The 26,496-nt window shown below is 71.7% G+C and carries 26 protein-coding genes and 1 CRISPR repeat array; of the genes, 4 read left to right on the top strand and 22 right to left on the bottom strand.

Translation table 11 applies throughout. The features are described from left to right. Positions 1 to 10 precede the first annotated feature (10 nt). The 10 genes from H504_RS0118765 to H504_RS0118810 all read right to left on the bottom strand — a co-directional run bounded on the left by H504_RS0118765 (position 11) and on the right by H504_RS0118810 (position 9,914). Positions 11 to 484, bottom strand: coding sequence for a GyrI-like domain-containing protein (locus tag H504_RS0118765; protein ID WP_026424029.1), 474 nt, complete (start codon positions 482 to 484; stop codon positions 11 to 13). Between the two features lie 29 nt (positions 485 to 513). Then, positions 514 to 1,170, bottom strand: a complete 657-nt coding sequence (locus H504_RS0118770; RefSeq protein WP_026424030.1) for an alpha/beta fold hydrolase — start codon at positions 1,168 to 1,170, stop codon at positions 514 to 516. A 318-nt stretch (positions 1,171 to 1,488) separates the two neighbouring features. Beyond that, positions 1,489 to 1,945: direct repeats of the CRISPR family, unit length 29 nt; unit sequence GTCGTCCCCGCACACGCGGGGCTGTTCCC. A 327-nt stretch (positions 1,946 to 2,272) separates the two neighbouring features. Further along, positions 2,273 to 2,710 carry a tetratricopeptide repeat protein gene (locus tag H504_RS0118775; protein WP_026424031.1) on the bottom strand — a complete coding sequence of 146 codons (438 nt, stop codon included), beginning with the start codon at positions 2,708 to 2,710 and terminating at the stop codon, positions 2,273 to 2,275. After that, entirely contained in the window at positions 2,710 to 3,492 is a 783-nt protein-coding gene (dapB, locus tag H504_RS0118780; RefSeq protein ID WP_281173642.1) for a 4-hydroxy-tetrahydrodipicolinate reductase, read from the bottom strand. The genes H504_RS0118775 and dapB overlap by 1 nt, the downstream gene beginning before the upstream one ends. Beyond that, positions 3,489 to 4,814: a M16 family metallopeptidase gene (locus tag H504_RS0118785; RefSeq protein WP_026424033.1), complete on the bottom strand. Its 1,326-nt coding sequence runs from the start codon at positions 4,812 to 4,814 to the stop codon at positions 3,489 to 3,491. Before H504_RS0118785 ends, dapB begins: the two co-directional genes overlap by 4 nt. A gap of 65 nt (positions 4,815 to 4,879) precedes the next feature. After that, a complete protein-coding gene (locus tag H504_RS0118790; RefSeq protein WP_026424034.1) occupies positions 4,880 to 7,153 on the bottom strand; it encodes a polyribonucleotide nucleotidyltransferase in 2,274 nt (757 codons plus the stop codon). Positions 7,154 to 7,389: 236 nt separating this feature from the next. Then, positions 7,390 to 7,659: a 30S ribosomal protein S15 gene (gene rpsO, locus H504_RS0118795; protein ID WP_026424035.1), complete on the bottom strand. Its 270-nt coding sequence runs from the start codon at positions 7,657 to 7,659 to the stop codon at positions 7,390 to 7,392. A gap of 85 nt (positions 7,660 to 7,744) precedes the next feature. Continuing rightward, entirely contained in the window at positions 7,745 to 8,278 is a 534-nt protein-coding gene (locus H504_RS35865; protein WP_051386019.1) for a 2'-5' RNA ligase family protein, read from the bottom strand. Continuing rightward, a complete protein-coding gene (locus H504_RS0118805) occupies positions 8,275 to 8,745 on the bottom strand; it encodes a hypothetical protein (RefSeq protein WP_026424036.1) in 471 nt (156 codons plus the stop codon). The genes H504_RS35865 and H504_RS0118805 overlap by 4 nt, the downstream gene beginning before the upstream one ends. A gap of 203 nt (positions 8,746 to 8,948) precedes the next feature. Continuing rightward, a complete protein-coding gene (locus H504_RS0118810; protein WP_084467873.1) occupies positions 8,949 to 9,914 on the bottom strand; it encodes a bifunctional riboflavin kinase/FAD synthetase in 966 nt (321 codons plus the stop codon). 152 nt (positions 9,915 to 10,066) lie between these two features. On the opposite strand from H504_RS0118810, the gene H504_RS0118815 reads away from it, so the two are divergent. Beyond that, positions 10,067 to 11,386, top strand: a complete 1,320-nt coding sequence (locus tag H504_RS0118815; protein ID WP_026424038.1) for an MFS transporter — start codon at positions 10,067 to 10,069, stop codon at positions 11,384 to 11,386. Positions 11,387 to 11,402: 16 nt separating this feature from the next. Continuing rightward, entirely contained in the window at positions 11,403 to 12,302 is a 900-nt protein-coding gene (gene truB, locus H504_RS0118820) for a tRNA pseudouridine(55) synthase TruB (RefSeq protein ID WP_026424039.1), read from the top strand. Here the strand turns inward: truB and H504_RS0118825 are convergent. The 11 genes from H504_RS0118825 to rimP form a co-directional block, all read right to left on the bottom strand. After that, positions 12,289 to 13,599, bottom strand: coding sequence for an MATE family efflux transporter (locus H504_RS0118825; RefSeq protein ID WP_035304901.1), 1,311 nt, complete (start codon positions 13,597 to 13,599; stop codon positions 12,289 to 12,291). The genes truB and H504_RS0118825 overlap by 14 nt on opposite strands. Before the next feature lie 473 nt (positions 13,600 to 14,072). Next, entirely contained in the window at positions 14,073 to 15,467 is a 1,395-nt protein-coding gene (locus H504_RS0118830) for an ABC transporter substrate-binding protein (RefSeq protein ID WP_035304877.1), read from the bottom strand. Between the two features lie 211 nt (positions 15,468 to 15,678). Beyond that, positions 15,679 to 16,659, bottom strand: coding sequence for a DHH family phosphoesterase (locus H504_RS0118835; protein ID WP_026424042.1), 981 nt, complete (start codon positions 16,657 to 16,659; stop codon positions 15,679 to 15,681). A gap of 47 nt (positions 16,660 to 16,706) precedes the next feature. Beyond that, positions 16,707 to 17,543: an alpha/beta hydrolase gene (locus H504_RS0118840; protein ID WP_026424043.1), complete on the bottom strand. Its 837-nt coding sequence runs from the start codon at positions 17,541 to 17,543 to the stop codon at positions 16,707 to 16,709. 125 nt (positions 17,544 to 17,668) lie between these two features. Next, entirely contained in the window at positions 17,669 to 18,544 is an 876-nt protein-coding gene (locus H504_RS0118845; RefSeq protein WP_051386020.1) for an alpha/beta hydrolase, read from the bottom strand. A 67-nt stretch (positions 18,545 to 18,611) separates the two neighbouring features. Beyond that, complete coding sequence (gene rbfA / locus H504_RS0118850; RefSeq protein WP_026424045.1) at positions 18,612 to 19,121, bottom strand: 30S ribosome-binding factor RbfA; 510 nt, start codon at positions 19,119 to 19,121, stop codon at positions 18,612 to 18,614. 53 nt (positions 19,122 to 19,174) lie between these two features. Further along, positions 19,175 to 19,471, bottom strand: a complete 297-nt coding sequence (locus H504_RS0118855; RefSeq protein ID WP_026424046.1) for a DUF503 domain-containing protein — start codon at positions 19,469 to 19,471, stop codon at positions 19,175 to 19,177. 67 nt (positions 19,472 to 19,538) lie between these two features. After that, entirely contained in the window at positions 19,539 to 22,634 is a 3,096-nt protein-coding gene (infB, locus tag H504_RS0118860; protein ID WP_026424047.1) for a translation initiation factor IF-2, read from the bottom strand. Positions 22,635 to 22,721: 87 nt separating this feature from the next. Beyond that, on the bottom strand, positions 22,722 to 22,991 hold the full coding sequence (locus H504_RS0118865) for a YlxR family protein (RefSeq protein WP_245614351.1): 270 nt from the start codon (positions 22,989 to 22,991) through the stop codon (positions 22,722 to 22,724). Between the two features lie 111 nt (positions 22,992 to 23,102). After that, on the bottom strand, positions 23,103 to 24,107 hold the full coding sequence (gene nusA, locus H504_RS35870) for a transcription termination factor NusA (protein WP_035304879.1): 1,005 nt from the start codon (positions 24,105 to 24,107) through the stop codon (positions 23,103 to 23,105). Beyond that, positions 24,104 to 24,646, bottom strand: a complete 543-nt coding sequence (gene rimP / locus H504_RS0118875; RefSeq protein WP_026424049.1) for a ribosome maturation factor RimP — start codon at positions 24,644 to 24,646, stop codon at positions 24,104 to 24,106. The genes nusA and rimP overlap by 4 nt, the downstream gene beginning before the upstream one ends. 168 nt (positions 24,647 to 24,814) lie before the next feature. Between rimP and H504_RS35875 the strand changes: the two genes are divergently transcribed. Both H504_RS35875 and H504_RS40235 read left to right on the top strand, forming a co-directional pair. Then, positions 24,815 to 25,294: a hypothetical protein gene (locus H504_RS35875; protein WP_051386021.1), complete on the top strand. Its 480-nt coding sequence runs from the start codon at positions 24,815 to 24,817 to the stop codon at positions 25,292 to 25,294. Positions 25,295 to 25,344: 50 nt separating this feature from the next. Beyond that, positions 25,345 to 25,788, top strand: a complete 444-nt coding sequence (locus tag H504_RS40235) for a ferritin-like domain-containing protein (RefSeq protein ID WP_084467875.1) — start codon at positions 25,345 to 25,347, stop codon at positions 25,786 to 25,788. A gap of 441 nt (positions 25,789 to 26,229) precedes the next feature. Here the strand turns inward: H504_RS40235 and H504_RS0118885 are convergent. Then, positions 26,230 to 26,496 (bottom strand): transposase family protein (locus H504_RS0118885; RefSeq protein ID WP_026424050.1); only part of this gene is annotated, 267 nt, incomplete at its 5' end.

The raw sequence follows: 26,496 nt of genomic DNA on the forward strand, positions 1-26,496 counted from the left end.
CCCGGGGTGGTCAGTCCCGTACCCGGTATGCGACCTCCGTCTCCCAGGTCGCCGGGTCGGGCTGGGTGGCCGGGTCGGCCAGGTACGACTCGAACCGGCCCGCCCACACGTTGTCGGTGACGTCCCAGGTGGTGCCGGTGGCCGCCGCCCAGGCGTCGAGGGCGGCGAAGGTCTCGCGGATGCGGTCCGGGTGGCCGTGGTGGATGAGCACGGCGTAGTCGCCCGCGGGCTTCACACCGGCGGCGACCGGCGGGGCGGCGGTGACGGACGCGTCGACCGGCACCCCGACCTCGACGTCGATCAGGTCGTCGGCGACCGAGTGGTACCGGTAGAACAGCGGGCCCGCCGGGGTGGCCGACACCGACGCGAGCCAGCCGTAAACCTCGCCGATGAGCGCGTTGACCCGGCCCCACTCGGACAGCGGGGCCTGGGTGCGGATGGAGACGTACCGCTGCTCGGGCCGGTACTCGATCTTGGGGTCCACGGGGTCCTCTCGGGTCTGTTCCTCGGCGGTCACAACAGCGCCGCCACCAGGGCGTCCGGCTGGGCGAGGGCCGACATGTGCCCACCGGGGATCTCGACCGGCGTGACCCCCAGGCGCTCCTGGGAGATCCGGCGCTGGAACTCGATCGGGAACAGCCGGTCACCGACCGCCGCGACCACCCGGGTCGGCACGTCCGGCCACCGGTCCAACGGCCACGGCTTCTCGAACGGAGTACCCGACTGCCGCAGCGGCTGCTGCCAGAGCTCCTCCGGCACGTCGTGCAGGAAAGTGACGAACGCGTCGAACTCGGCATCCGGGTCACGCCCCTCACGCAGGTCGTTCGCCCGCTGCGCGGCAGCCTGCCCGCTGGTCTCCCACCACTCCCCCGCCGAGTCCCCGGGAGCGGGCACCATGGCGTTGACCATGATGATCTCGGCCACCGGCACCCGGGTCGCCACAATCGGCGCAGTGAACCCAGCCATCGACTGAGCCACCAGAACCAGGTCGTCGTGGCCGCGCACAGCATCAACCACCGCGTCGGCGTACTCGGCGAAACCGGCCGAGTCGTCTTCGCACGGCAGCGCGGGAGTAATCACCTCGTGGCCGTGTTCGCGCAGCTTGGGGGCCACCAGGCACCAGGACTCCGGACCGGAAGCAGCACCCGGAATCAACACATACGTGCTCATGCCGCGAAGGTAACGCACAGCGGTGACAGAATGATGTCCCGGTGGCGGCCGTCGAGGGGTATGGAGATCGTGGCGGTGGTCGGTGGAAGTGAATGAGAAATGGGGCCGGGCGTTCCAGAGCCGCAGGTCAAGAAGTGTCGTCCCCGCACACGCGGGGCTGTTCCCACCACCGACGCGGTGTTCTTGACCGCGACCACGTCGTCCCCGCACACGCGGGGCTGTTCCCCCGGCCAAACCGATCCGCAGGTCCAACAACCAGTCGTCCCGCACACGCGGGGCTGTTCCCAGTCGCGCCTTCGCGAGCGTGTCGGCCACCCGGTCGTCCCCGCACACGCGGGGCTGTTCCCGAGCCCGATCGGCGCGCCATGCCCGCCCATCGGTCGTCCCCGCACACGCGGGGCTGTTCCCAGACGTACCGCATCGGCTGGGGTGATGGCGTCGTCGTCCCCGCACACGCGGGGCTGTTCCCTCTACGAGTTCATCACCGTCATCCGGAAGCTCCGTCGTCCCCGCACACGCGGGGCTGTTCCCGGGTGGCGGATCGCGCCGCACGAGTACAGGTGGTCGTCCCCGCACACGCGGGGCTGTTCCCAAGTACCTGCGTGACGTGCAGACGCTGGCCATGTCGTCCCCGCACACGCGGGGCTGTTCCCACCGAGCGCGCCTCGTGATCGCGGACCCGATCGTCGTCCCCGCACACGCGGGGCTGTTCCGTTGGCCGGTGGCGTAGAGGTCTTCGACGTTCTGTCGTCCCCGCACACGCGGGGCTGTTCCACGCGCCCAGCGACCAAGGGCCGCTGCCCCACGCACCGGTACGACCACACTCAAGCTGCCCGCATCGACTTCCCCGCTGAGTTGTCCACAATGCTCGCCGCCGTCCACAGACCGAGCGTCAACCTGTTTCCCCCGCCCCCACCTCGGTAAACTGGCATCGAGGGCTGCCCCCGGGAGGGTGGGGGCCGCCCTGGGGGTGGTGGGGGTGGCTTGTCAAGAGGTGGGGGTGGTTTTCGCTGGATTGGGTGAGGTGGAAGTGGGTGGCTGTCTGAGGGGGTGGGGGCGCCACTGTGTGCGTGGGGCTGTTACCGCTGGTGGGTGGCGGGGGTCAGTCGGCTAGGTCGAGGGCTTTGCGCATGGAGTCGCGGGCTCGGGGGCGGTCGCCTGCGAGGTCGTAGGCGACGGCTAGGCGGTACCAGGAGCGCCAGTCTTCTGGGGCTGCTTCGGTTTCGGCGCGGAAGCGTTCGAAGAACTCGTCGGCGGCGGGGCGGTTGACGCGGCCTGAGGGGAGGCGGGGGAGGTCGGAGGTGTCGGGGAGGCCGTCTTCGGCTTGGAGTCGGCGGCCGAGGGTTTGGGTGCGGATGCCGAAGCGGAGGGTGGACCAGACGACCCAGGCGCCGACCAGTGGGAGCAGGACGACACCGACGCCGAGGGCGATGGTGAGGGGGGTGGCGGCGCGGAACAGGGCGATGGCGCGGTCGCCGAGGATGACGAAATACACCAGCAGGACGGCGGCCAGCGCGAGTGACGTCGTGCGGGCCGACATCAGAGGTCCAGGACGTTGTCCAGGCCGACGATCAGCCCGGAGCGGCCGAGGATGGCGCGCACCCCGTGCAGCACGCCCGGCATGAAGGACTCGCGGTGCAGGGAGTCGTGTCGGATGGTCAGCGTCTCGCCGGGGGCGCCGAACAGGACCTCCTGGTGCGCCACCAAACCGGCCAGCCGCACCGAGTGCACCCGCACGCCCTCGGTGTCCGCGCCGCGCGCACCATCCACTTCGGACGTTGTCGCGTCCGGCACCCGGCCGAGACCGGCGGCGGCGCGGGCCTCGGCGACCAGGTGCGCGGTGTGCGCGGCGGTGCCGGACGGGGCGTCGGCCTTGCGGTTGTGGTGCAGTTCGATGATCTCGACCGTGTCGTAGTACTTCGCGGCGAGCTGGGCGAAGCGCATGGACAGCACGGCGCCGAGGGCGAAGTTCGGGGCGATCAGCACGCCCAACTCCGGCTTGGCGGCCAGCCAGCCGCGGATCGCGTCCTGCTTGGCGGCGTCGAAGCCGGAGGTGCCGACCACCGGCCGGATGTCGTGCTCGACGCAGAAGCGCACGTTGTCCAGCGCGACGTCGGGGTGGGTGAAGTCGACCACGACCTCGGTGCCCGCCTCGACCAGCCGCTCCAGCGGGTCACCGGCGTCGAGCGGGGCGACGACCACCATGTCCGCGGCCGCCTCGACCGCGGCGCACACCTCGGTGCCCATCCGGCCCCGCGCGCCGAGGACACCCACCCGGATCGGGTTCTCGGCGGAGCGGGTGGGGGGAACGGAGCTCGTCACTTGCTCACCTCGTGCAGTTGGACCGGAACGTCGTCGGTGTGAGCGTAGGGGCCGACGACGGCGGCGGCGAGGGGCCTGCCGAGCAGTTCACGGGCGAGCTTCGCCACCTCGTCGGCGGTCACCGCGGCGTAGCGGTCCAAGGTCTGCTCGACGGTGAGGTGGTCGCCGTAGGCCAGTTCGCCCTTGCCGATGCGCGACATCCGGGAACTGGTGTCCTCCAGGCCGAGCACCAGGCCGCCACGCAGGCTGCCCTTGGCGCGGGCCACCTCGGCGTCGGTGAAGCCGTCCCTGGCGACCTCGCGCAGCACCTCGCGGACCACGCCCGCGGCCTCGCCGAGCCGTTCCGGCTGACACCCGGTGTAGACCGAGAGGTGACCGGTGTCGGCGTACGCCGCGACCGACGAGTACACCTGGTAGGCCAGACCGCGGCGCTCCCGGACCTCTTGGAACAGCCGGGAACTCATGCCGCCGCCCAGGGCGGCGTTGAGCACGCTGAGGGTGAACCGGCGGTCGTCGTGGCGGTCCAGGGCGCGCACCCCCACCATCAGGTGCGCCTGCTCGGTGTCGTCGGTGTGCAGCACCAGCCGCGCGGCCGAACCGAGCCTGGCCCGACCGACGCGCGGGGCGACCGGCGACCGGTCACCGACGAGCCGGTCCCGCAAAGCCTTGCGCACCAGGGAAAGCACGCCGCGGTGGGACACGTTCCCGGCGACGGCCAACACCATCCGGGGCATCGTGTAGCGGCGGCGGTAGAAGCCGTTGAGCGCGGTCCTGGTCATCCCGGTGATCGACTGCTCGGTGCCGAGCACCGGGCGGCCCAGCGGGTGGTCGGCCATCAGCGCCGTGCAGAACGCGTCGTGCAGCAGGTCCTCGGGGTCGTCGTCGCGCATGGCGATCTCCTCGAGCACCACGCCCCGCTCGGTCTCCACGTCCGCCGGGGCGCACATGGCGTCGAAGACCACATCGGACACCAGATCGATGGCCAGCGGCAGGTCCTCGTCGAGCACGTGCGCGTAGTAGCAGGTGTGCTCCTTGGCGGTGAACGCGTTGAGCTCGCCGCCGACCGCGTCGATCTCCTCGGCGATGGCGGCCGCGCTGCGCCGGGCGGTGCCCTTGAACAGCAGGTGCTCCAGGTAGTGCGCGGCACCGGCCACCGACACCGGTTCGTCCCGGGACCCGACCTGGACCCAGATGCCGACCGAGGCCGACCGCACGCCCGGCACGTGCTCGGTGATCACCCGCAGGCCGCCGGGCAGCAGCGTGCGCTTGACCTCGGTGTCGCCGTCGCGTTCCAGGGTGACCGTGCTGCCGGGCTGCTGCAGGTGGCCCTGGGGAGTGGAACGGCCGCGGGCGCCGGAAGCGCCCGCGGCCGTCGAGCGGGTCGAACTCACTGCGCGGGAGCCGCCTCGACCTCGGCCGAGACCTCGGCACCGTTGTCCAGGTCAGCCGGGTCCGCCGAGTTCGCGGTGTCGGCCGTGTCTTCTTCGGACACGAGCACCAGGCTGATCTTGCCGCGCTGGTCGATGTCGGCGATCTCCACCCGGAGCTTGTCGCCGACCTTCACCACGTCCTCGACCTTGTTGATCCGCTTGCCGTTGCCCAGCTTGGAGATGTGCACCAGGCCGTCCTTGCCCGGCAGCAGGGACACGAACGCGCCGAAGGCGGCGGTCTTCACGACCGTGCCCAGGAAGCGCTCGCCGACCTTGGGCAACTGCGGGTTGGCGATGGCGTTGATCAGGCCGATGGCCGCCTCGGCGGACGGGCCGTCTGCGGCACCGACGTAGATCGTGCCGTCGTCCTCGATCGAGATGTCCGCGCCGGTCTGCTCGGTGATCGAGTTGATCATCTTGCCCTTGGGCCCGATCACCTCGCCGATCTTGTCGACCGGGATCTTCACGCTGGTGACCCGCGGCGAGTACGGGCTCATCTCGTCCGGGCCGTCGATGGCCTCGGCCATGACCTCCAGGATCGTGTAGCGCGCGTCGCGGGCCTGGCTCAGCGCCTGGGCCAGCACCTCGGACGGGATGCCGTCGAGCTTCGTGTCCAACTGCAGCGCGGTCACGAACTCCTTGGTGCCCGCGACCTTGAAGTCCATGTCGCCGAACGCGTCCTCGGCACCGAGGATGTCGGTCAGCGCCACGTAGCGGGTCTCGCCGTCGACCTGGTCGGAGACCAGGCCCATCGCGATGCCGGACACCGGCGCCTTGAGCGGCACACCGGCGTTGAGCAGCGACATGGTGGACGCGCAGACCGAGCCCATCGAGGTGGAACCGTTGGAGCCCAACGCCTCCGACACCTGGCGGATCGCGTAGGGGAACTCGTCGCGCTTGGGCAGCACCGGCACCAGCGCCCGCTCGGCGAGCGCGCCGTGGCCGATCTCGCGCCGCTTGGGCGAGCCGACCCGGCCGGTCTCACCGGTGGAGAACGGCGGGAAGTTGTAGTGGTGCATGTAGCGCTTGTGCGTCTCGGGCGACAGCGAGTCGATCTGCTGCTCGAGGCGCAGCATGTTCAGCGTGGTGACACCCAGGATCTGGGTCTCGCCGCGCTCGAACAGCGCCGAACCGTGCGCCCGCGGGATCAGCGCGACCTCGGCCGAGAGCGACCGGATGTCGGTCAGGCCGCGGCCGTCGATGCGGACCTTGTCGCGCAGGATGCGCAGCCGCACCAGCTTCTTGTTCAGCGACCGGAACGCGGCGCCGATCTCCTTCTCCCGGCCGTCGAAGGCGCCGCCCTCGACCGCGCCGACCTTCTCCACGCACAGCGCCTTGACCTCGTCGATGCGGGACTCGCGCTCCTGCTTGTCGCCGATGGTCAGCGCCGCCGCCAGCTCGTCGCTCACCGCGGCCTCGACCGCGGCGAAGGCGTCGTCCTGGTACGCCGGGAAGGTGGGGAACTCGCGGGTCTCCTTGGCGGCGACCGCGGCGAGCTGCGCCTGGGCCTCGCACAGCGCCTTGATGAACGGCTTGGCCGCCTCAAGACCGCCCGCGACGACCTCCTCGGTGGGGGCGCCCGCGCCGTCGGCCACCAGGTCGATGACGTTCTCGGTGGCCTCCGCCTCGACCATCATGATCGCGACGTCATCCCCGACGACCCGGCCTGCGACGACCATGTCGAACACGGCCTTCTCCAGCAGCTCGTGGGTCGGGAAGGCGACCCACTGGCCCTCGATGAGGGCGACCCGCACGCCGCCGATCGGGCCGGAGAACGGCAGCCCGGCCAACTGGGTGGACGCGGACGCGGCGTTGATGGCGAGCACGTCGTACAGGTCGGCCGGGTTCAGGCTCTGCACCGTGATGACGACCTGGATCTCGTTGCGCAGACCGTCCACGAAGGACGGGCGCAGCGGCCGGTCGATCAGCCGGGCGGTGAGGATCGCGTCGGTGGACGGGCGGCCCTCGCGGCGGAAGAACGCGCCGGGGATGCGGCCGACCGCGTACATCCGCTCCTCGACGTCCACGGTGAGCGGGAAGAAGTCGAACTGGTCCTTCGGCTGCTTGGAGGCCGTGGTGGCCGAGAGCAGCATGGTCTCCTCGTCGAGGTAGGCCACGACGCTGCCCGCCGCCTGGCGGGCCAGGCGGCCGGTCTCGAAGCGCACGGTGCGCGTGCCGTAGCGGCCGTTGTCGATCACGGCCGTGGTCTCGTGCACAGCGATGTCTGTCATGTAGCGGTTACTCCTCGTTGTCGCCGCGGGGCGCACTGCCCTGGGCACGGGTCCGCGGTAGCGACGAGGCCGGTCTTCGATCGAAGCCCCCGGAGCCCTCTGGCTCGGCGGGGACCACTACCGAGGACCGGCGACCAGGTCCCGTGGCGCGGCGTGCTGCCCTGCGGTGTTTCCTTCTCGGTTCGGTTATGGACCCGGGGGGAGCGGCCGCTTGGCCGCTCCCCCCGGGTTTCGAGCTATCGGCGCAGGCCGAGTCGCTGGATCAGCGACCGGTAGCGCTCGATGTCCACCTTGGTCAGGTAGTTCAGCAGCCGCCTGCGGCGACCGACCAGCAGCAGCAGACCGCGCCGCGAGTGGTGGTCGTGCTTGTGCTGCTTGAGGTGCTCGGTGAGGTCCTTGATGCGCTTGGTCAGCAGCGCGATCTGGGCCTCGGGGGATCCGGTGTCCGAGTCGTGCACGCCGTACTCGGTCAGGATCGACTTCTTCTCCTCGGTGGACAGAGCCACTCGTCTACTCCTCGGTGCTGCCTTGTGCCGTGCTGGGAAGTCGGTATCGGCCGCCACGGACCGCAGCCGTACCCAAAGACCAAGGCTAGCACCCTGCCCCGGGGGCGCTCCCGGTGAGCAGCGGCACGCGGCCGAGCGGGGTGTAGGCGCCCTGGTCGCTGGCGTAGAGCACCAGCGCCTCGGGAACCCACTCCGGCCCCTCGTATCCCCGCAGCGCGGCGGCCAGGTCGGCGCAGTCGCGCGACTGCCCCGCCGGGCGGACGATGGCACGGGCCACGGTGACGTGGGGGATGTACTCGGGGTGGCCGCCCTCCTCGAAGTCGGCCGCCTCCGCCAGGTTACGCAAGTCCACCGGATCGGGGGTAGCGATTTTCAGCAGGCACACCGCGGCGAAGGTGCCCGACCCGCGCATCCGCAGCCGGGGCGCCGGGAGCCCACCCACCCGCGAACGCAGCCGGGCGAGCCGGGGTTCGGGGTCGTCCTCGCGGTAGTAGCCGACGGTGACGTGCCACTGGTGACGAGGGGTCGCGCGCAGACCGCCCGGCAGCGGGGGCAGGTGCGCCGCCAGGTGGTCGGCGACGTGGTCGGGCAGTGCGAAAGCGGAGAACAGCCGCGTCACGCGCGTTTGCCCGCCCGGCGCAGCAGATCGGCCAAGTCCGGGAAGCGGTCGTCGAGCAGGCCCGCGGCCTCGGTGAGGTCCTCGGCGGTGGCCAGCCTGCGCAGCGCGAGGATGGCGCTGCGGCCCACGTCGACCGGCAGGTTGTCCCTGGTCACGGCCGGTTTGGAGGCGCGCACGTCGTCGAGGGCGCGCTGCAGCGCCTCCCGGCGACCGGAGGCGACCTCGGGGGTGAGGATCTTGCGCTCCAGCATGATCAGCCGGGCCAGCACCGCGGGGTTGCCGATCTTGGCCCGGCGCCCGCTCATCACCTGGCTGAGCATCGGCGCGCTGATGCCGAGCACGTCGGCGAGGTTGGCCTGGGACACGTCGAAGGCCACGACCAGTCTGCGCACCCGGTCGCCGAGCGGCTCGCCGTACCACTCGCGCTGCAACGCGATGTTGCGTTGGACGATCTTGTGGTCCTCCACCCGCCGCCTCTCCCCTAGCCGACCACCGACCGAGCCGCCGGTGCGCCGGGACCCGGCCGGACTCGCCGGGTGTATCTTGCCGGCCCGCCCGGGTGTTTCGTGGGCGAACCACCGGGACACCCGGTCGGACCAGTCCCGGTTGGACCGGCGGACGGGTCGGTCACTGGACCGGGTGGCACCTGTGCGTTGGGCCGAGCGTGCGGCTAGGTGGGCCGGTGGTCGGGCTCGGTGGGCCGGTCGAGCAGGTCGCGGGTGCGGGCGACGTCGCGGTGCATCTCCTCGACGAGCGCCTCGGTGGACGGGAACTTCTCCATCGCGCGCAGCCGCTCGACGAAGTCGATCGCCACCCGCTGCCCGTAGAAGTCCTCGTCGACGTCGAGCACGAACGCCTCCACCCGGCGCTCGCGGCCGGAGAAGGTCGGGTTGGTGCCGACCGACGTCGCGGCCGTCAGCGGCGGTCGCTTGTGCCCGTTGAGCAGGGTGAACTTGCACGCGTAGACGCCGTCGGCCGGGACGGCGGCGAACCGCGGGGTGGACAGGTTCGCGGTGGGGAACCCGAGTTCGTGGCCGCGCCCGTCGCCGCGCACGACGATGCCCTCCAGCCGGTGCGGCCTGCCCAACGCGGTGGCGGCGGCGCGGACGTCACCGGCGTCGATGCAGGACCGGATGTAGGTGGAGGAGAAGGCCAGTTCGCCCGCGGTGACCAGCTTGGCGCCCTCGGTGGTGAAGCCGAACCGGTGGCCCAGCGAGGTGAGCAGCGCGACGTTGCCCGCGGCGCGGCTGCCGAAGGTGAAGTTCTCGCCGACGACGACGGCGGCCGCGTGCAGGCGCTCGACCAGGACCTCGTGGACGAAGGCGTCCGGGGCCACCTTGGACAGCTCCTGGGTGAACGGCAGCACGCAGAACACGTCCACACCCAGCTCCTCGACCAACTCCGCCTTGCGGCGCAGGGTGGTCAACTGGGCGGGGTGGCTGCCGGGGCGGACGACCTCGGCGGGGTGCGGGTCGAAGGTGACCACGACGCTGGGCAGGTCGCGCTCGGTGGCCAGCTCGACGGCCCGGGAGATGAGCTCCTGGTGTCCGCGGTGGACTCCGTCGAACACGCCGATGGTCGCCACACAGCGACCCCAGCCCCCGGGGAGGTCCGCCAGACCACGCCAACGCTGCACGACTCGAAGCCTAGTGGCACCGCCCGGGTGGCCACAGCCGACACCGACCGGATGCCGGTCCACGGGGTGTGACCAGCCACACCATTAGCTACGCTAATAATCGCGAGGTCAACTCGTATGGTCCGGGTGGGCGAGTGGGAGAGGAGCGGGCCGTGCGGACCACCGGTCGCGGGGCGCTGGTGATCTGGGCCACCGCCGTCGCGGTGTACCTGCTGGCGGTGTTCCACCGCACCTCACTCGGCGTCGCGGGCTTGCAGGCGGCGCACCGGTTCGGCATCAACGCGGCGGCGTTGGGCACGTTCACCGTGCTGCAGATCGGTGTTTACGCGGCGATGCAGGTGCCGACCGGACTGCTGGTGGACCGGTTCGGGCCGCGCCGGGTCCTCACGGCGGCCGCGTTGTGCATGGGCCTCGGGCAGGTTTTGTTCGCCGTCGCCACCACCTATCCGCTCGCGCTGGTGGCACGCGGGGTGTTGGGGCTCGGCGACGCGTTGACGTTCGTGAGCGTGTTGCGGTTGGTCGCCGCGCACTACCCGCCGCGCAAGTACGCGATCCTGTCGTCGGTGACCGCGGCCCTGGGACAACTGGGGAACCTGCTGGCGACGGTCCCGTTGACCTTCCTGCTCGCCAACGCGGGGTGGACGGCGACCTTCGCGATCGCGGGCGCGGCCACCGCGGCGTACTCGCTGGTGGTCCTGCTGCGGGTCCGGGACACCCCGGAGGGCGAGCAGCACCCGCGTCCGGCGACCGCGCTGCGCGACGTCATCGGCCAGGTCCGGGTCGCCTGGCGGGTACCGGGAACCCGGCTCGGGTTCTGGGTGCACTTCTCGACGATGTTCTCCCCCGGCGTGCTCGGCCTGCTCTGGGGCTACCCGTACCTGGTGCAGGCGCACGGGTTCTCCCCCGCCGGGGCCGGATCGGTGCTGAGCCTGCTGGTGTTCGTGGCGATGGTCACCGGACCGGTGATCGGCCAACTGATGGGCCGGTGGCCGCACAGCCGGGTGCCGATGGTCGCCGGGTTCCTGCTCGCCGCGGTAGTGGTGTGGGCGGTGCTGCTGGGGTGGCCGGGGGCGCCGGGACCCGTTGTGGCGGTGGCGTTCGCGGTGCTCGCGGTCGGCGGCCCGCTGTCCGGCGTGGCGTTCGCGCTGGCCCGCGACTACAACCCCATCCACCGGGTCGGCACGGCCACCGGCGTGGTCAACGTGGGCGGTTTCACCGCGACCACGGTCAGCGCGCTCGGCGTCGGCCTGCTGATCGGCGGCGACACCGCGGCCGCCGGGCTGGGCACCTTCCGTACCGCTTTCCTTGCCGTTGCGGCGATTCTGCTGCTCGGAACCTGGCGCACCGCGGTGTGGTGGCGGCGGGCGCGGGCGGCGGTGTTCGCGGCGGAGACCCGCGGCGACGAGGTCCCGGTGCGGATCAGGCGCCGCCCGTGGGACATCCCAGCCGAACAGGAAGCAGCGGCCTCATAGTTGCGTTGGCCTAAGATTGCCGCTCGTGTCTCAGCGAGCAGTGGTTCCCCCCGGTCTCATCGTGGTCGACAAGGCCCCCGGCATGACCTCCCACGACGTGGTGGCCCAGGTGCGCCGGATCATCGGCACCCGCAAGGTCGGCCACGCCGGGACCCTGGACCCGATGGCCACCGGGGTGCTGGTGCTCGGGGTGGAGCGGGCGACGAAACTGCTCGGGCACCTCGCCCTGGACCGCAAGACCTACCTCGCGTCCATCCGGCTCGGCGCGGCCACCACCACCGACGACGCGGAGGGCGAGGTCGTCAGCACGGCCGACCCGACCGGCGTCACCGACGAGGCCATCGCCGCGGGCATCGCCGCGTTGACCGGCCCGATCCAGCAGGTGCCCAGCTCGGTGAGCGCGGTGAAGATCGACGGCAAGCGCGCGTACGCCCGGGTGCGGGCAGGCGAGGAAGTCCAGCTCGCCGCCCGCCCGGTGACCGTGTACCGGTTCGACCTGCTCAACACCACCCGCGGCGAGGGCTCGGTCGACCTGGACGTGATGGTCGACTGCTCGTCCGGCACCTACGTCCGCGCCCTGGCCCGCGACCTCGGTGTGGCCCTCGGCGTCGGCGGGCACCTCGGCGCGTTGCGCCGCACCACCGTCGGCCCCTTCACCCTGCGGGTGGCGCGGACGCTGGAGGCCCTGGCGGAGTCCCCCGGTCTGTCCCTCGACATGGAGGCCGCCGTCGCCGCCGCCTTCCCCCGCCGCGACCTGGACCGCGTCGAGGCCATCGCCCTGTCCCACGGCAAACGCATCCCCGCCGCCGGGATCGACGGCACCTACGGCATCTTCGACCCGGCGGGCAAGGCCGTCGCGTTGGGTGTGGACGAGGGCGGGGCCGCGCGGGCGCTGGTGGCGCTCAACGTGTCCTGACCGCGCCGGTCACCGCCCAGCGGCCGGACCGCAACCGCGCCAACAAGGTGACCAACCGGAGCGCGATGAACAGGGTGAGCCCGGTCCAGATCCCCGCCAGCCCCCAGTCGAACGCCAGCGACAACCAGATGAACGGCAGGAACCCCACCAGCGCGGCCGCCACCATCGCGGTCCGCAGGTAGGCGACGTCACCGGCGCCGAACAGCACACCGTCCACAGCGAACACAACCCCGGCCATCGGTTGCATCGCCACGAAGAACCACCAGGCGCTCGGGATCTCGTGCAGCACCTGGGGGTCCATCGTGAACACCCGCGGCAGCACCTCGGCCAGCGCGGCGAACAGGATTCCCAGTGCTATCCCGAAGACCAGCCCGAACCGCGCGAACTGACCGCTGAGCTGCCGCGCCTTCCGGTCGTCACCCGCGCCGAGGGCCGCACCGACGAGCGACTGCGCGGCGATGGCCAGGGAGTCGAGCACCAACGCGAGGAATGTCCACAGTTGCAGGACGACCTGGTGCGCGCCGACCGCGGCGACCGACGTCCTGGCGGCCACGGTGGTGGCGGAGATGAAACACACCTGCAGGGCGAGGCTGCGGAGCACGAAATCCCGACCGAGGACGAGCTGCGCCCACATGACCCGGGGTTGTGGCCTGCGCAGGTGCCCCTTGAGGGCGTGCAGGAAGAACACCGCCGCGATGACCTGACCGACGACGTTGGCGATCGCGGACCCGTTGAGTCCCCAGTGGAGACCGTGTACGAGCGTCGGGCAGAGGACCGCGGAGGCGAGGTTGCCCGCGAGGACGTAACGCAGGGGTCGCCGGGTGTCCTGCACGGCCCGCATCCAGCCGTTGCCCGCCAACGTGATCAGCACCATCGGCACCCCGAGCATGGCGATGTGCAACCAGGCCGCCGCCGCGTCGGCCACCGCACCCGGCCCGGCGAGCAGTCGGGCCACCGGCCCGGCAAGCGCTTGCCCGACGAGCGCCAGCACCACACCGATCCCCACCGCCAGCCAGGTCGCCTGCACCCCCTCGGCCCGCGCCTCGGCGCTGCGGCCCGCCCCGTGCAACCTCGCCGCCCGCGCGGTGGTGCCGTACGACAGGAATGTGAGCTGAGTGGACAGTTGCGCCAGGACGATCGCGCCAATGCTCAACGCACCCAGCTCAACCGCCCCGAGATGCCCGACGACGGCGGTGTCCACCAACAGGTAGAGCGGCTCCGCCGCCAACACCGGCAGCGCGGGGACGGCAAGGGCGAGGATCTGCCGCAACGAGGCTCGGTCCACCCCCACGACAATACGCACACCCCGCCCACCCAGCCCAAACCCAACCCGGACGGCCCACCGGCCCGGGATGGCGACCCGTCTCTTCCGTACGTTGTCGACAGTCCCGCAAGCACCTCGGCCGCGATCAGCGACACCTCACCGGCAGGCAGTCGGGTCACCGCTTCGTCCGCGCAGACCGGGACGGTGACCAACTCGGTGATGGTGCCGTTGGTCGGCGGCTGCCCCGCGACGTGACCCGCGGCGGCCGGGTGATCCGCTGCCCACGGTGTTGTCCACAAGCGCCGCAGGTGTCCACAGGCCACGGCGCGCGAACTTGACAAGCGGCCGGGTGCGCTACCGTCAGGAATGGGCACCCGGCCCCCGGGTGGGTGGGGTCTGCCCTGGGGGTGGGCGGCGGCGAAGTCAAGCCCCGGTTGGGGTGATGCCGGGCGGGTGAATGGTGGCGGGGGGCGCCGGTCGGGGGCTGGTGATGGGGGGCGGGCGGGTCAGCCTGCGCTGCGGTAGAAGGCGGCCTGGTGGGTGGCGATCTGGTCGATGAACTCCTGGGAGGTGATGTTGCCGTGCAGGAGGCTGTCGGTGAGGGGGTAGAGCACGGTCTCGGCCCAGCGGCCGCCCGCGATGGCGTTGACGCCGTCGAGGTAGATGGCCTGTTCGGTGGACGAGTTGGACAGGGCGGCTTTGATGTCCTTTTGGGACGGTGGGACGGCGAGGTCGGCGCGGGGGGTCAGCGCCCCGGCGACGGCGGGCATGCCCGCGAGGATGTCCTTGTTCAGCACGTACGCGATGAACGCCTTGGCGGCGTTGGGGTTCTTGGCCTTGGCGGACACCGCGAAGCCGACGGGGACGCGTTCGATGACGTCGTGGGTGGCGCCGGTGGGTTTGGGGAACTGGAAGGAGCCGTACGGGATGGTGCGGCCGTCGCCCTTCTTGTCCAGGTACTGGTTGGTCTCGCTGGGCAGCCAGCCGCCGGTGGTGATGTAGGCGGCTTCGCCGTTGGCCCAGCGCTGTTGGACGGCGGGGTACTTCGCGGAGTCCCAGCCGGGGATGAGGTAGCCGCCCTTGGCGAGTTTCTCGACGAAACCGGCGGCCTGGTAGAGGCCGTCGTCGGTGCGCCAAGTGGCGCCGGTCTTGTCCGACGCGGCCTTGGCGAGGTTGCCCGCGCCGACGTAGCGCAGGGCGGCCTGGGCGAACAGGGACGCGTTCGACACGGGGCGGTCGCCGTCCTCGGCGACGGCGGCGACACCGGTGGCCTTGGCCTTGTCCAGCAGGGCGAACAGGTCGTCGGCGGTCCGCGGGGCGGTCACCAGGCCGGTGACGTCGCGGTTGTACCACCAGGCGGTGCCGTAGAGCAGGTACGGGACCTCGAAGATGGCGCCGTCCGGACCCTTGTTCTGCGGGAAGTCGTATGAGGACACCGGCAGCACGTCCCGCACCTTGAGGTCGCCCTCGCCGACCTTGATGTCGAGCACGTCCTGCACCGACTGGGTGCCGCCCGCGCTGGTCACCGCGGCCATGACCTGGCTGACGTCCTGGTCGAACAGGTCCGGCACGGCGCCGGTGGTCAACGCGGGGGCCACGTTCTGGGTGAGCAGGTCACGGCCGAGCCACTGCACGTTGACCTTCACGCCGGTCTTGTCGGTGAAGCAGCGGATCGCCTTGCTCAGCACCCGGCCCTGCGGCTCATCGGCGGTCCACATGGACCAGTAGGTGAACTCCTTGTCGCCGCCGGGCCGCACCCCCGGGTCCGGGCAGTCCGCGCCGAGGAACTGGTCGGCGCCCGGCGCGGGATCACCCGCCCCGGTACCGGACGTGCCCTGGCCGCACCCGGCGAGCAGCACCCCGGCCGCCAGCGCGCACAGGACTACCTTGGTCGACCGCATGACCACCACCTGATCGAGTCGCCTCGCGCGGCACTGGCTCGGCACGCCGCGCGCCAACACCGGTGGCGCACGTCCCGATCCACACGCCCGGTAACGAATGGTTTATACCATCAGGCCATAAGATCAACAGTGCTGAACGTCGGGAAATCGCGATTTCACAGCGCACCGTGACCACAGGTCATCGGGTGATCACCAAGCGGTCCGGAAAGGGCTAGGCGAAGGCGTTCTTGATGAGCATCAACACGTCCTCGGCGGAACCCTCGGCGGGGAAGCCCGCCGCCAACCGGTGCCCGCCGCCACCGAGCGTGGCCGCCACCGCGCGCACGTCGGCGGTGGCGACGGCGCGCAGCGAGACCGACCAGCGGTTCGGCGTCAGCTCCTTGGCCACCGCGGCGACCTCGGCCTCCGCGACCGTCCGCAGCAGGTCGACCACGCTGTCGGCGTCCTCCGGCTCCACACCGTCCGTGCCGTCCAGGTCGTGCAGCGACACGACCGTCAGCACGAGCCCGTGGCCGTCGACCGCGTCCGGGACCAACTGCGCCCGCGACAGCGCGGCGGACACCAGCCGCAGCCAGCCGAACGGGCGGGTGTCGACCAGTTCGCGGGTGACCTCGGTCGGGTCGACCCCGGCCTCGATCAGCCGGGCGGCCATGGCGTGCGTCTCCGGGCGGGCCCGCCGGAACAGGCCGGTGTCGCCGATGAGACCCGCGTAGAGGCAGCGGGCGATGTCCGGGGTGAGCGGCACGCCGAGTTCGTCGATGAGGTCGAGGACCAGCACGACGGTGGCCAGCGCGGACTCGTCGAGCAGGTGGTCGGTGCCGAAGCGGGTGTTGGCGACGTGGTGGTCGACCACCAGGACCCGGCCACCGGCGGCGATGGTGGCGGGCACCCGGTCTACCAGCTCGCCCAGCCGCCGTTCACTCGCGCAGTCCAGCGCCACCAGCGTCGACGGCGCGGCGGGCACCTCCCCCGCCGGGACCACCAGGCCCGCGGTGTCCAGGCCGCGCAGCGACCGCGGGATCTCCGCCGGGAAACCGAACGAGACCCGCACCGCGGCTCCCCGGGAGCGCAGGGCCATGGCGAGCGCGAGCGCGCTGCCCAGCGCGTCGGCGTCCGGGCTGACGTGCGCGAGCAGGGTCACGTCGGTGGCGGAGCGGAGCAGGTCGGCGGCGTTGGCGAGGTCGGTTCCCACTCCCCCAGCGTTCCGGGGCGGGCAGGTGGTGTCCAGTCGACCGGCCGTCAGGGCGTCTTCTTGCCCAGCGAATCGCCGATGTAGCGCAGCACCTCGGGCAGGGTCCGCTTCCAGTACTCGGCGCTGTGGTCGCCGGTGCCGAACGACGCCTGCTTGGCGCCGGTGACCTGGGCCAACTGGCGCGCGGCAGGCAGCAGCGGGTCCTCGGTGCCGCACCAGACGGCGAACGGCAGCCCGGAGACGGCGGTGCTGTTGCGCAGCGGCTCGGCGCCCTGCCACTGCTTCTCGTCGGTGTAGCCGCCGTACTTCTCCGCGTCCTTCCACGAGGTGAACACGGCGGGGCTCAACGCGGCCAGCAACGCGAGGTTGGGTGTGCGGGCGTACTGGAAGGCGCCGACCGCGCCCGCGGACACCCCGAGCGCCGCGAACGGCGTGGTTGCCAACTCGGCGCGGGCCAGCCAGTCCGGCAGTTCGTTGGCGAGCATGTTCTGCGGCGCGCCCAGCCAGCTCTTGGTGCCGCCGTCCACGGCGACCACGGCGAACGGCCGGGTGCCCGCGCGCACGGTGGCGGTCAGCAGCGGCGGCAGCCCGATGTCGACGAACTGGGCGGCGTCGGTGCCCTCGCCGTGCAGGGCGAGGCAGACCGGCAGCGCGCCCGCGACGTCGCGCGGCCGCATCACGATCATCTTGACGTCGCCGATGGAGGACCGCCAGGTCAGGTTGCTGACCGAGGTGGTGTCGACGGTGGCCTGGCTCTCGGCCGCCGTCTTCGGCGCGGTCGGCTGCGACTGCGGGGTGGTCCGGCTGCCGCAGCCCACCAGCGCGGCGGCGCCCGCTCCGGCGCCGGCGAGCAGCAGGCCGCGTCTGGTCCAACGTCCGTCCACTGTGGAACTCCCAGGGGTGGGATGATCGGGTTGGCTGGCACCGGCACGGCGTCGAGGCGGCGGCCTCCCGACGCGACCGGCCACCTCCCGGACAGGTGCGGAGTAATAGGTCTACACCACTTGACTCAGATGTGCGAGCCTATGAACGACAACGAATCGGGCAGCACCTTGGCCCAGTACTCGGCGTCGTGCCCCCCGGGCGCCGTCCTCGCCACGACGGGTCGCGCCGTGTCGATCAACTGGTTCGCCGAGGGCAACAGCGGGTCGGCTGTGCCGCACCATACACCGAGCGGGACCCCGCGCAACGCCTCGATGTGACGAAGCGGCTCCGTGTCCTCCCACTGCGCGCGACCGGTGAACGCGTTGCGCGCCTTCGCCTCGGTCCACGACCGGAACAGCGCCGGGCTCACCACGGCGGCCACCCGCACCGCGTCCCGGTGCGCGCGCACGTAGTTCAACGCCCCGTACGCGCCCATGGACACTCCGAGCACGGCGAACGGGCGCTGGTTGACCGCCAACTCGGCCAGCCAGCCGGGCACCTCGTCGGTGAGCATCGCGACCGGGTCGTCCTTCGGCGACGGGGACACCCAGTAGCTGTCGCCGCCGTCGACCGCGACCACGGCGTACGCGGCGGCCGCGGTGAGCTGACCGCCCACGCCGAGATCGGTGAACATGGACGGCCCGGCCCCGCGACCGTGGAAGGCCAGGCACACCGGCAGCGTCCCCGGCGCGATCCCGGCAGGCCGGTAGGTGATCACCCGCACGTCCCGGTTGCGGGCCTTGGAGTGGAAGGTGCGCACCTCGAGCAGCTTCGGCGGCACGGTCGTGGTGGTCACCGCGGGGACCGGGATCGGCGTCCGCGCGTCACTGCGCGCGGGCTTCTCGTCCTCGCGCAACGCCCATGCGCCGAACAGGCCCAGCCCGATCGTGGTCGCCAGGCCGCCGACGGACGCGGCGATCACCTGGCGCCGCGACAGCCCCGATCCCGACTCCCCGGACACTCCCTGGCCTCCCGAACACGAAGGTCCCCGACGACCCTCCGTGCCGGATCATACTTCCGGGCGAATGTCAGCGGTCCGCGCCGCTGTCCTCATCGTCCGGGTCGTCGTCGCCGTCGTCGCCGTCGTCGTTGTCCGGGTCGTCCGGGTCGCGCGGCGCCTTGTACGGATCGGGCTCACCGGCGTAGCTGGCCCCGGACGCCTGGGCCGCGACCTCGGCGTCCGCCGCCCGCGCCCGCGCGAGCAGGTCGTCGATGCGGCGGGCGTCGTCGGGCACGGTGTCCGCGACGAAGGTCAGCGTCGGGGTGAACCGGACGCCGGTGCCCTGGCCGACCAGGGTGCGCAGCACGCCGGTGGCGCGCTCCAGAGCCGCCTTGGCCGCCGCGTGGTCCGGCTCGGTGTCGAGCTTGTCGCCCAGCACCGTGTAGTAGACCGTGGCGTCGTGCAGGTCGGCGGTGACCTTGGCGTCGGTGATGGTGACCCTGGCCAGCCGGGGGTCCTTCACCTCGTGCTCCAGCGCGGAGGCCACGATCTGCGAGATGCGCTTCGCGAGCTTGCGCGAGCGGGGTGCGTCAGCCACGACGCGCTCCTTCTTTCCATGTCGGTCGGTGAGGCCCGGCCGGGTCGCGACGGTCAGTCATCGTCGGGTCCGAGCACGCGGCGCCGGGCCGAGAGCAGGTCCAGCTCCGGGTGGGCGGCCACCAGCCGCTCGCAGGCGTCGAGCAGCTCGGTGACGTGCCCGAGGTCGGCGGCCACGGCGGACACGCCGATCAGCGCCCTGCGGTGCAGGTCGAGGTGACCCGCCTCGGCGGCCGCGACCTCGAACCGCTTGCGCAGCTCGGCCACCACCGGCCGCACCGCGGAGCGCTTCTGCTTCAACGAGTGGACGTCCCCGAGGAGGATGTCGAGTTCCAGGGCGCCGACGTACACCAGGCATCACCGAAAGGATGAGTAGGAAGACCCCGGGGGCGGCGGACCGCCCCCGGGGCGCTTGCGATTACGTGCGCGGCTTCTCGCGCATCTCGAAGGTCTCGATGATGTCGTCGACCTGGATGTCGCTGTAGGACCCCAGGGTCAGACCACACTCGAAGCCCTCGCGGACCTCCACCGCGTCGTCCTTGAACCGCCGCAGCGAGCTGACCGGCAGGCTCTCCTGGACGACGACGCCGTTGCGCAGCAGCCGGGCCTTGGAGTTGCGCCGGATCTCGCCGGAGGTGACCATGCAACCCGCGATCGTGCCGACCTTGGAGGACTTGAACACCTCGCGGACCTCGGCGCGGCCGAGCTCCACCTCCTCGTAGATCGGCTTGAGCAGACCCTTGAGCGCCGCCTCGATCTCATCGATGGCCTGGTAGATCACCGAGTAGTAGCGCACATCGATGCCCTCGCGGTTGGCCAGCTCGGTGGCCTTGCCCTCCGCACGGACGTTGAAGCCGATCACGATGATGTTGTCCGCGATGGCCAGGTTGATGTCGCCCTCGGTGATCGAGCCGACGCCGCGGTGGATGACCCGCAGCTCGACCTCGTCGCCGACGTCGATCTTGGTGAGCGCGTCCTCCAGCGCCTCGACGGTGCCGGAGTTGTCGCCCTTGATGATCAGGTTGAGCTGGCTGGTCTCCTTGAGCGCCGCGTCCAGGTCCTCCAGGCTGATCCGCTTGCGCTTCTGCGCGTTCTGCGCGGCCCGGTTCCGGGCGGCGCGCCGCTCGGCGATCTGCCGCGCGGTGCGGTCCTCCTCGACGACCAGGAACGTGTCGCCCGCGCCCGGCACCGACGTGAAGCCGATGACCTGGACCGGCCGGGACGGGTACGCCTCGGTGATGTCCTCGTTGAACTCGTCCACCATCCGGCGCACCCGGCCGTAGGCGTCGCCCGCCACGATCGAGTCACCGACCCGCAGGGTGCCGCGCTGCACGAGCACCGTGGCCACCGGACCGCGACCGCGGTCGAGGTGCGCCTCGATCGCCACGCCCTGGGCCTCCATCTCCGGGTTGGCCCGCAGGTCCAGCGCCGCGTCCGCGGTCAGCAGGATGGCCTCGAGCAGCCCGTCGATGTTGGTGCCCTGCTTGGCCGAGATGTCGACGAACATCGTGTCGCCGCCGTACTCCTCGGCCACCAGCCCGTACTCGGTGAGCTGCTGGCGGATCTTCGCCGGGTTGGCGCCTTCCTTGTCGATCTTGTTGACCGCGACCACGATCGGCACGTTCGCCGCCTGGGCGTGGTTGATCGCCTCCACCGTCTGCGGCATGACGCCGTCGTCGGCGGCGACCACGATCACCGCGATGTCGGTGGCCTGGGCGCCGCGGGCACGCATGGCGGTGAACGCCTCGTGACCGGGGGTGTCGATGAAGGTGATCAGCCGCTCGTTGCCGTCCAGCGCGGTGGCGACCTGGTAGGCGCCGATGTGCTGGGTGATGCCACCGGCCTCGCCCTCGTGCACGGTCGTCTTGCGGATCGTGTCGAGCAGGCGGGTCTTACCGTGGTCGACGTGACCCATGACGGTCACCACCGGCGGGCGGGCCTGCAGGTCGTCCTCGCCACCGGCGTCCTCGCCGTAGGAGATCTTGAACGAGTCGAGCAGCTCGCGGTCCTCCTCCTCGGGGGACACGACCTGCACGGTGTAGTTCATCTCCGAGCCGAGCAGCTCCAGCACCTCGTCGGACACCGACTGGGTGGCGGTGACCATCTCGCCGAGGTGGAACAACACCTGCACCAGCGAGGCCGGGTTGGCGTTGATCTTGTCGGCGAAGTCGGTCAGCGAGGCGCCGCGGGCCAGCCGGATGACCTCGCCGTTGCCCTTGGGCAGGCGGACACCGCCGACGCTGGGCGCCTGCATGTTGTCCATGTACTCCTGGCGCTTCTGCCGCTTGGACTTGCGTCCGCGCCGGGACGGGCCGCCGGGGCGACCGAACGCGCCCGCCGCGCCACCACGTCCACCGGCACCGGGACGGCCACCGCCGCCACCGCCACCACCGCCGCCGGGGCGGAAACCGCCACCGCCACCACCGGCCGGGGCGCCACCGCCACCACCGCCGGGGCGGAAGCCACCGCCACCACCGCCGCCACCGGGACCGCCGCGGAAGCCACCGCCGCCGCCACCGCCACCGGGACCGCCGCGGAAACCGCCACCGCCGCCGCCCCCACCGGGACCGCCGCGGGCGCCACCACCGGGGCCACCACGGGCACCGCCGGGACCGCCCGCGGGACCACCGCGACCGCCACCCGCCGGGCGGGCGGGCCGGGGCGGCATCATGCCCGGGTTGGGCCGGGGCGGCATGTTGCCCGGGTTCGGGCCGGACGAGGGCCGCGGGCCGGACGGGGCGCGGTCACCGCGCGGGCCGGACGGCCGGTCGCCGCCGGGACGCGCCTGCCGGTCGCCACCACCGGAACCGCCGCCGGCCGGACCGCCCTGGCCACCGGGCCGGGGACCGCCGGGACGCGGGGTCGGGGCACCGCCGCCGACCCCGAACGGGTTGTTGCCGGGCCGCGGCGCGCGCGGACCGGGCTTGGGCGACTGGGTGCGCGGCGGCACCACGGCGCCGCCCTGACCACCCTGGTTGCCCTGCTGGTGCGGCGGGGTGGGCCGATCCGGGCGCGGGGGCTTGGGCGAGGACTGCTGCTGCGGTTGCTGTTGCTGCTGCGCCGGGCTCGGCGCGGCGGCCGCCGCCGCGGGGGCCTGCTGCTCGCGCTGCGGCTGCTCGGCCGGGCGCGGGGCGGGCTTGGGTCGCGGCGGGCCGGGCACGAAGCCGGGCCTCGGCGGCGCCTGGACCGGCGGCGTCGACGACACCGGGGCGCTGGGCGCCTGCGGGGTCACGGCCGGGGCCGGGCTGGGGGTCGGTGCGCTCGCGGCCGGGGCCTGCGGCGTCTGCGGCCGCGGCGCCTGCGGGCGCGGGGGGGGCTTGGGGCCGGGACGCGGGCCTGGCTTGGCCTCGCCCTTGCCCGGGTAGGCGTCCCGCAACCTGCGGGCCACCGGTGCCTCCACGGTGGAGGACGCCGACTTCACGAACTCGCCCATGTCTTTCAACTTGGCGAGCACATCCTTGCTGGTGACTCCGAGCTCCTTCGCCAGCTCGTGCACACGGGCCTTGCCTGCCACTGCTCTCCTCGTCTGATGAGGCCGGCGGGCAGTCCCGTCGACCTCGTCCTATTGTCGCGCGTTCATGTCTTCAGCTTCACGGCTGACTCATGACGGGTCGACCTGCTTCCTGTTTTCCTCCACGGAGCGGGAATGTCCCGCTCCGATACCGCCCACGACCGCCGCCTCGACGGCGGACCGCAGACCGGCCACGTCGAGCACGCCCTGGACCCGAAAGGCCCTGGGGAACGCCCGGCGCTTCTCGGCCTTGGCCAGACACTCCGGGTCGGGGTGCAACCAGGCCCCCCGCCCCGGCATCCGGCGCCGCGGATCGGGTATCGCGCGCCCGTCCACGTGCACCACACGCAGCAGTTCCACGTCCGCCACCCGGAGCCTGCAGCCCACGCACGTGCGCACCGGGCCAGACCCGAGCGAGCGCGCGGAAACCGGTTCCTGATGACGAACCATGGAAAGTCTATCTTGTCCGGGCTAGACAGCCGAACCGGATACCGGAGCGGCCTCCGCGGAGTCGCTGCGGATGTCGATCCGCCACCCGGTGAGCCGGGCGGCCAGCCGGGCGTTCTGGCCCTCCTTGCCGATGGCCAGGGACAGTTGGAAGTCCGGCACGACCACCCGGGCGGTCTTCGCCTTCTCGTCGACGACCGTGACCGACACCACCTTCGCGGGCGAGAGCGCGTTGCCGACGAAGGTGGCCGGGTCGTCCGAGTGGTCGATGATGTCGATCTTCTCCCCGGCCAGTTCGCTCATCACGTTGCGCACCCGCGCCCCCATCGGCCCGATGCAGGCGCCCTTGGCGTTGACCCCGGCCACGGTGGACCGGACCGCGATCTTGGACCGGTGCCCGGCCTCGCGGGCGACCGCCGGGATCTCCACGGTGCCGTCGGCGATCTCCGGGACCTCCAGCGCGAACAGCCTGCGCACCAGGTTCGGGTGCGTCCGGGACAACGTGATCTGCGGCCCGCGGGTGCCGCGGGTGACGCCCACCACGTAGCACTTGATCCGGGTGCCGTGCTCGTACGCCTCGCCGGGCACCTGCTCCACCGCGGGCAGCACGCCCTCGGTGTCGCCGACCTGCACCACGACCATGCCGCGCGAGTTCGCCCTGGTGTCGCGCTGCACGACCCCGGCGACGATCTCGCCCTCCTTGGCGGAGAACTCGCCGAAGGTGCGCTCGTGCTCGGCGTCGCGCAGCCGCTGCAGGATGACCTGGCGGGCGGTGGTGGCCGCGATCCGGCCGAACCCCTCCGGGGTGTCGTCCCACTCCTCGTCGTCCGCGCCGTCCTGGCCGGGGGTGAACGCCAGCACCCGGACCAGCCCGGTGCGCTTGTCGATGTCGATGCGGGCGTGCTGCTGGTGCCCCTCGGTGTGCTTGTACGCGGTGAGCAGGGCCGTCTCGATGGCCTCGATCACCGTCTCGAACGGGATGTCCTTGTCGCGCTCGATCGCCCGCAGCGCCGCGATGTCCACGTTCACAGCGCGTCCTCCTCCGTACCGGACGCCCGAGACTCGAGCATCGCCAACTCCGCCACCGGCGGTTGCTTGAACTCCACCTCGACCACGGCGTGCGCGACCTCGCCGTAGTCGACCCGGCGCAGCGCCCCGTCGACCAGCACCTGCACCCCGCCCGCCGGGTCGTCGTCGGCCGCGCCGACCCGCCCGGTGAACACGTCGCCGTCGACCGGGCGGATCTTCACCAGGCGCAGCTTGTTGCGCCGCCAGTGCCGGGGCCGGGTCAGCGGGCGGTCCACCCCGGGTGAGGTGACCTCGAGGGTGTACGGGCCGCCGAGGACCGCGTCGTGCTCGTCGAGCACCGCGGACACCGCCCGGCTGACCACCGCCACCTCGTCCAGGCCGACCCCGTCGTCCCCGTCGACCACCACCCGCACCAGCCGCCTGCGCCCGGCCTGGGCGACGTCGAGCTGTTCCAGCTCGAACCCCGCCGCGGCGATCGCGCCCGCCACGACCGGCTCCAGCTCGGCCGTGACGTGGTCGGCTTGTCCCTGGTTGGCCACGTTTGGCCGCTCCCTGTTTCTGCTCGACGGTGCGGTTGTCTGCCGGTCGGCGGTACCGTCCGCCCACCGCGGTCACCTAGCGTATCTCGCCGGTCCGGAGCGGGCGCCCGCAGGCGATCATCCGGAGCCCCGGCGCGGCCCGCCCGGGGCCTGGCAGGATGACTGACCGTGAGCACCCCTCCGCCAGCCCCGTCCCTCACACGCAGAACGGTCCTGCTCGGCCTCACCGCCGCGGGCCTCACCGCGTGCACGCCGTCGGCGGAGAAACCCCCGCCCCCGGACCCGCTGGCGGCCCTCGTCACCCGAGCCCGCGCCGACGCCGCCACCGCGACGGCCATCGCGGCGGCCGTGCCGACCCTAGCCACCCCCGCAGGCCTGGTCGCCGCCGCCCGCGCCGAACACGCGGACACGCTCCAGCAGGAAATCGACCGAGCCAGCCCCCCGAAGCCCTCGTCCTCCACGGCGCCCACCCCACCGCCGCCCAAGGCCCCAACAGACCCGACGGTAGCGAAGAAAGCACTGGCAGACGGCCTGACCGGGGCCACCGAGGAAGCCACCAAGACCGCCACCCAGGTACCCCGCTACCGAGCGGGCATGGTCGGCTCAATCGCAGCCGGGTGCGCGAGCCTGCTGGAGGTACTGGCGTGAAACAGCAACCCAGCCCAGCACCGACATCGGTCCCACCAACCCGACCCCCGATGCCGCAAGACACCCTGACCGCCGTACAAGCCGCACTGGGATCAGAACACGCGGCGGTATGGGTCTACGGCCTGGTAAGCGCCTTCCTCCCCGCGAACTTCGACAAAGCAATCAACGAAGGCGCCCAAGCCCACCGCTCACGGAGAGACACCACTGAGCGGCTACTGGGCGCGTCCGGAGCAACCCCGAACCCGGCAGAACCGGCATACCTACCGCCGAAACCGGTAACCAACCAGGCATCAGCACTGGGACTGATGGTGGACGCCGAACAAGACTGCACAGTGGCTTGGCGAGCCGTACTGGAAGCCAGCGACGACACAGACATCCGCACCAACGCGGTGGCGGCACTAACAGAATCAGCCGTACGAGCAACCCGATGGCGAAAAACGGCGGGCATCACCCCCCTAACCCCCTCCATGCCCGGAAAACCCCACACCACCTAACCAATCCCCACACCACACCCAAAACCCGCCCCGAATCGACGAAGCGCCACACCCACACTGCACCCCCCCAAAAAAAACAAACCCACGCCCTATCGACGAAGGCCGCCAGCCTGCGCCGCGCGCCTCGAAACCCGCCGACACCAACTGCCCGTTGTGGTGAAGTTGTTTTGTTTGGGGGGAGCGGTGGCCTAAGCCGGCTGGCGGGTAAGGCCACGCTTTCCAGTGGCCCCGCCTTTTAGCCTTACCCAGGCTACCGCTAGGGGCCCCAAACAAAACAACTTCACCACAACGGGCACCACCGTTTTAATCTGGCGCCCGGGGCCGGCGTCGCCGCCAGGCGACCAGGCCGAAACCCGAGGCGCAGCCGAGGCTCAGAGTCCCCTGCGTCGGCCCTCATGCCCCCGAGACTGTCGGTGGGTTCGTCTAGGCTGTGAGGGTTATTCACGCTTGCCTGTAGAACTGTAGGCCGAGGACTACGGAGATGGTGGTGGCGAAGGTGTCGATGGGGCGTCGGTAGTCGGTGTGGAGGATGCGCCAGGTTTTGAGGTTGGCGATGGCGTGTTCGACGATGACTCGCTTCTTGTTGTGGTGGTGGTTGAAGTCCTTCTCCCAGTCGAGCAGGTCGCGGTGTTTGGGTTTCCTGATCGGTGTCAGCATCCCGGTGCCGACATAGCCCTTGTCGCCCATCCAGGCGGTCACGTCACGGTC

The organism is Actinokineospora inagensis DSM 44258 (assembly GCF_000482865.1).
GTDB lineage: Bacteria > Actinomycetota > Actinomycetes > Mycobacteriales > Pseudonocardiaceae > Actinokineospora > Actinokineospora inagensis.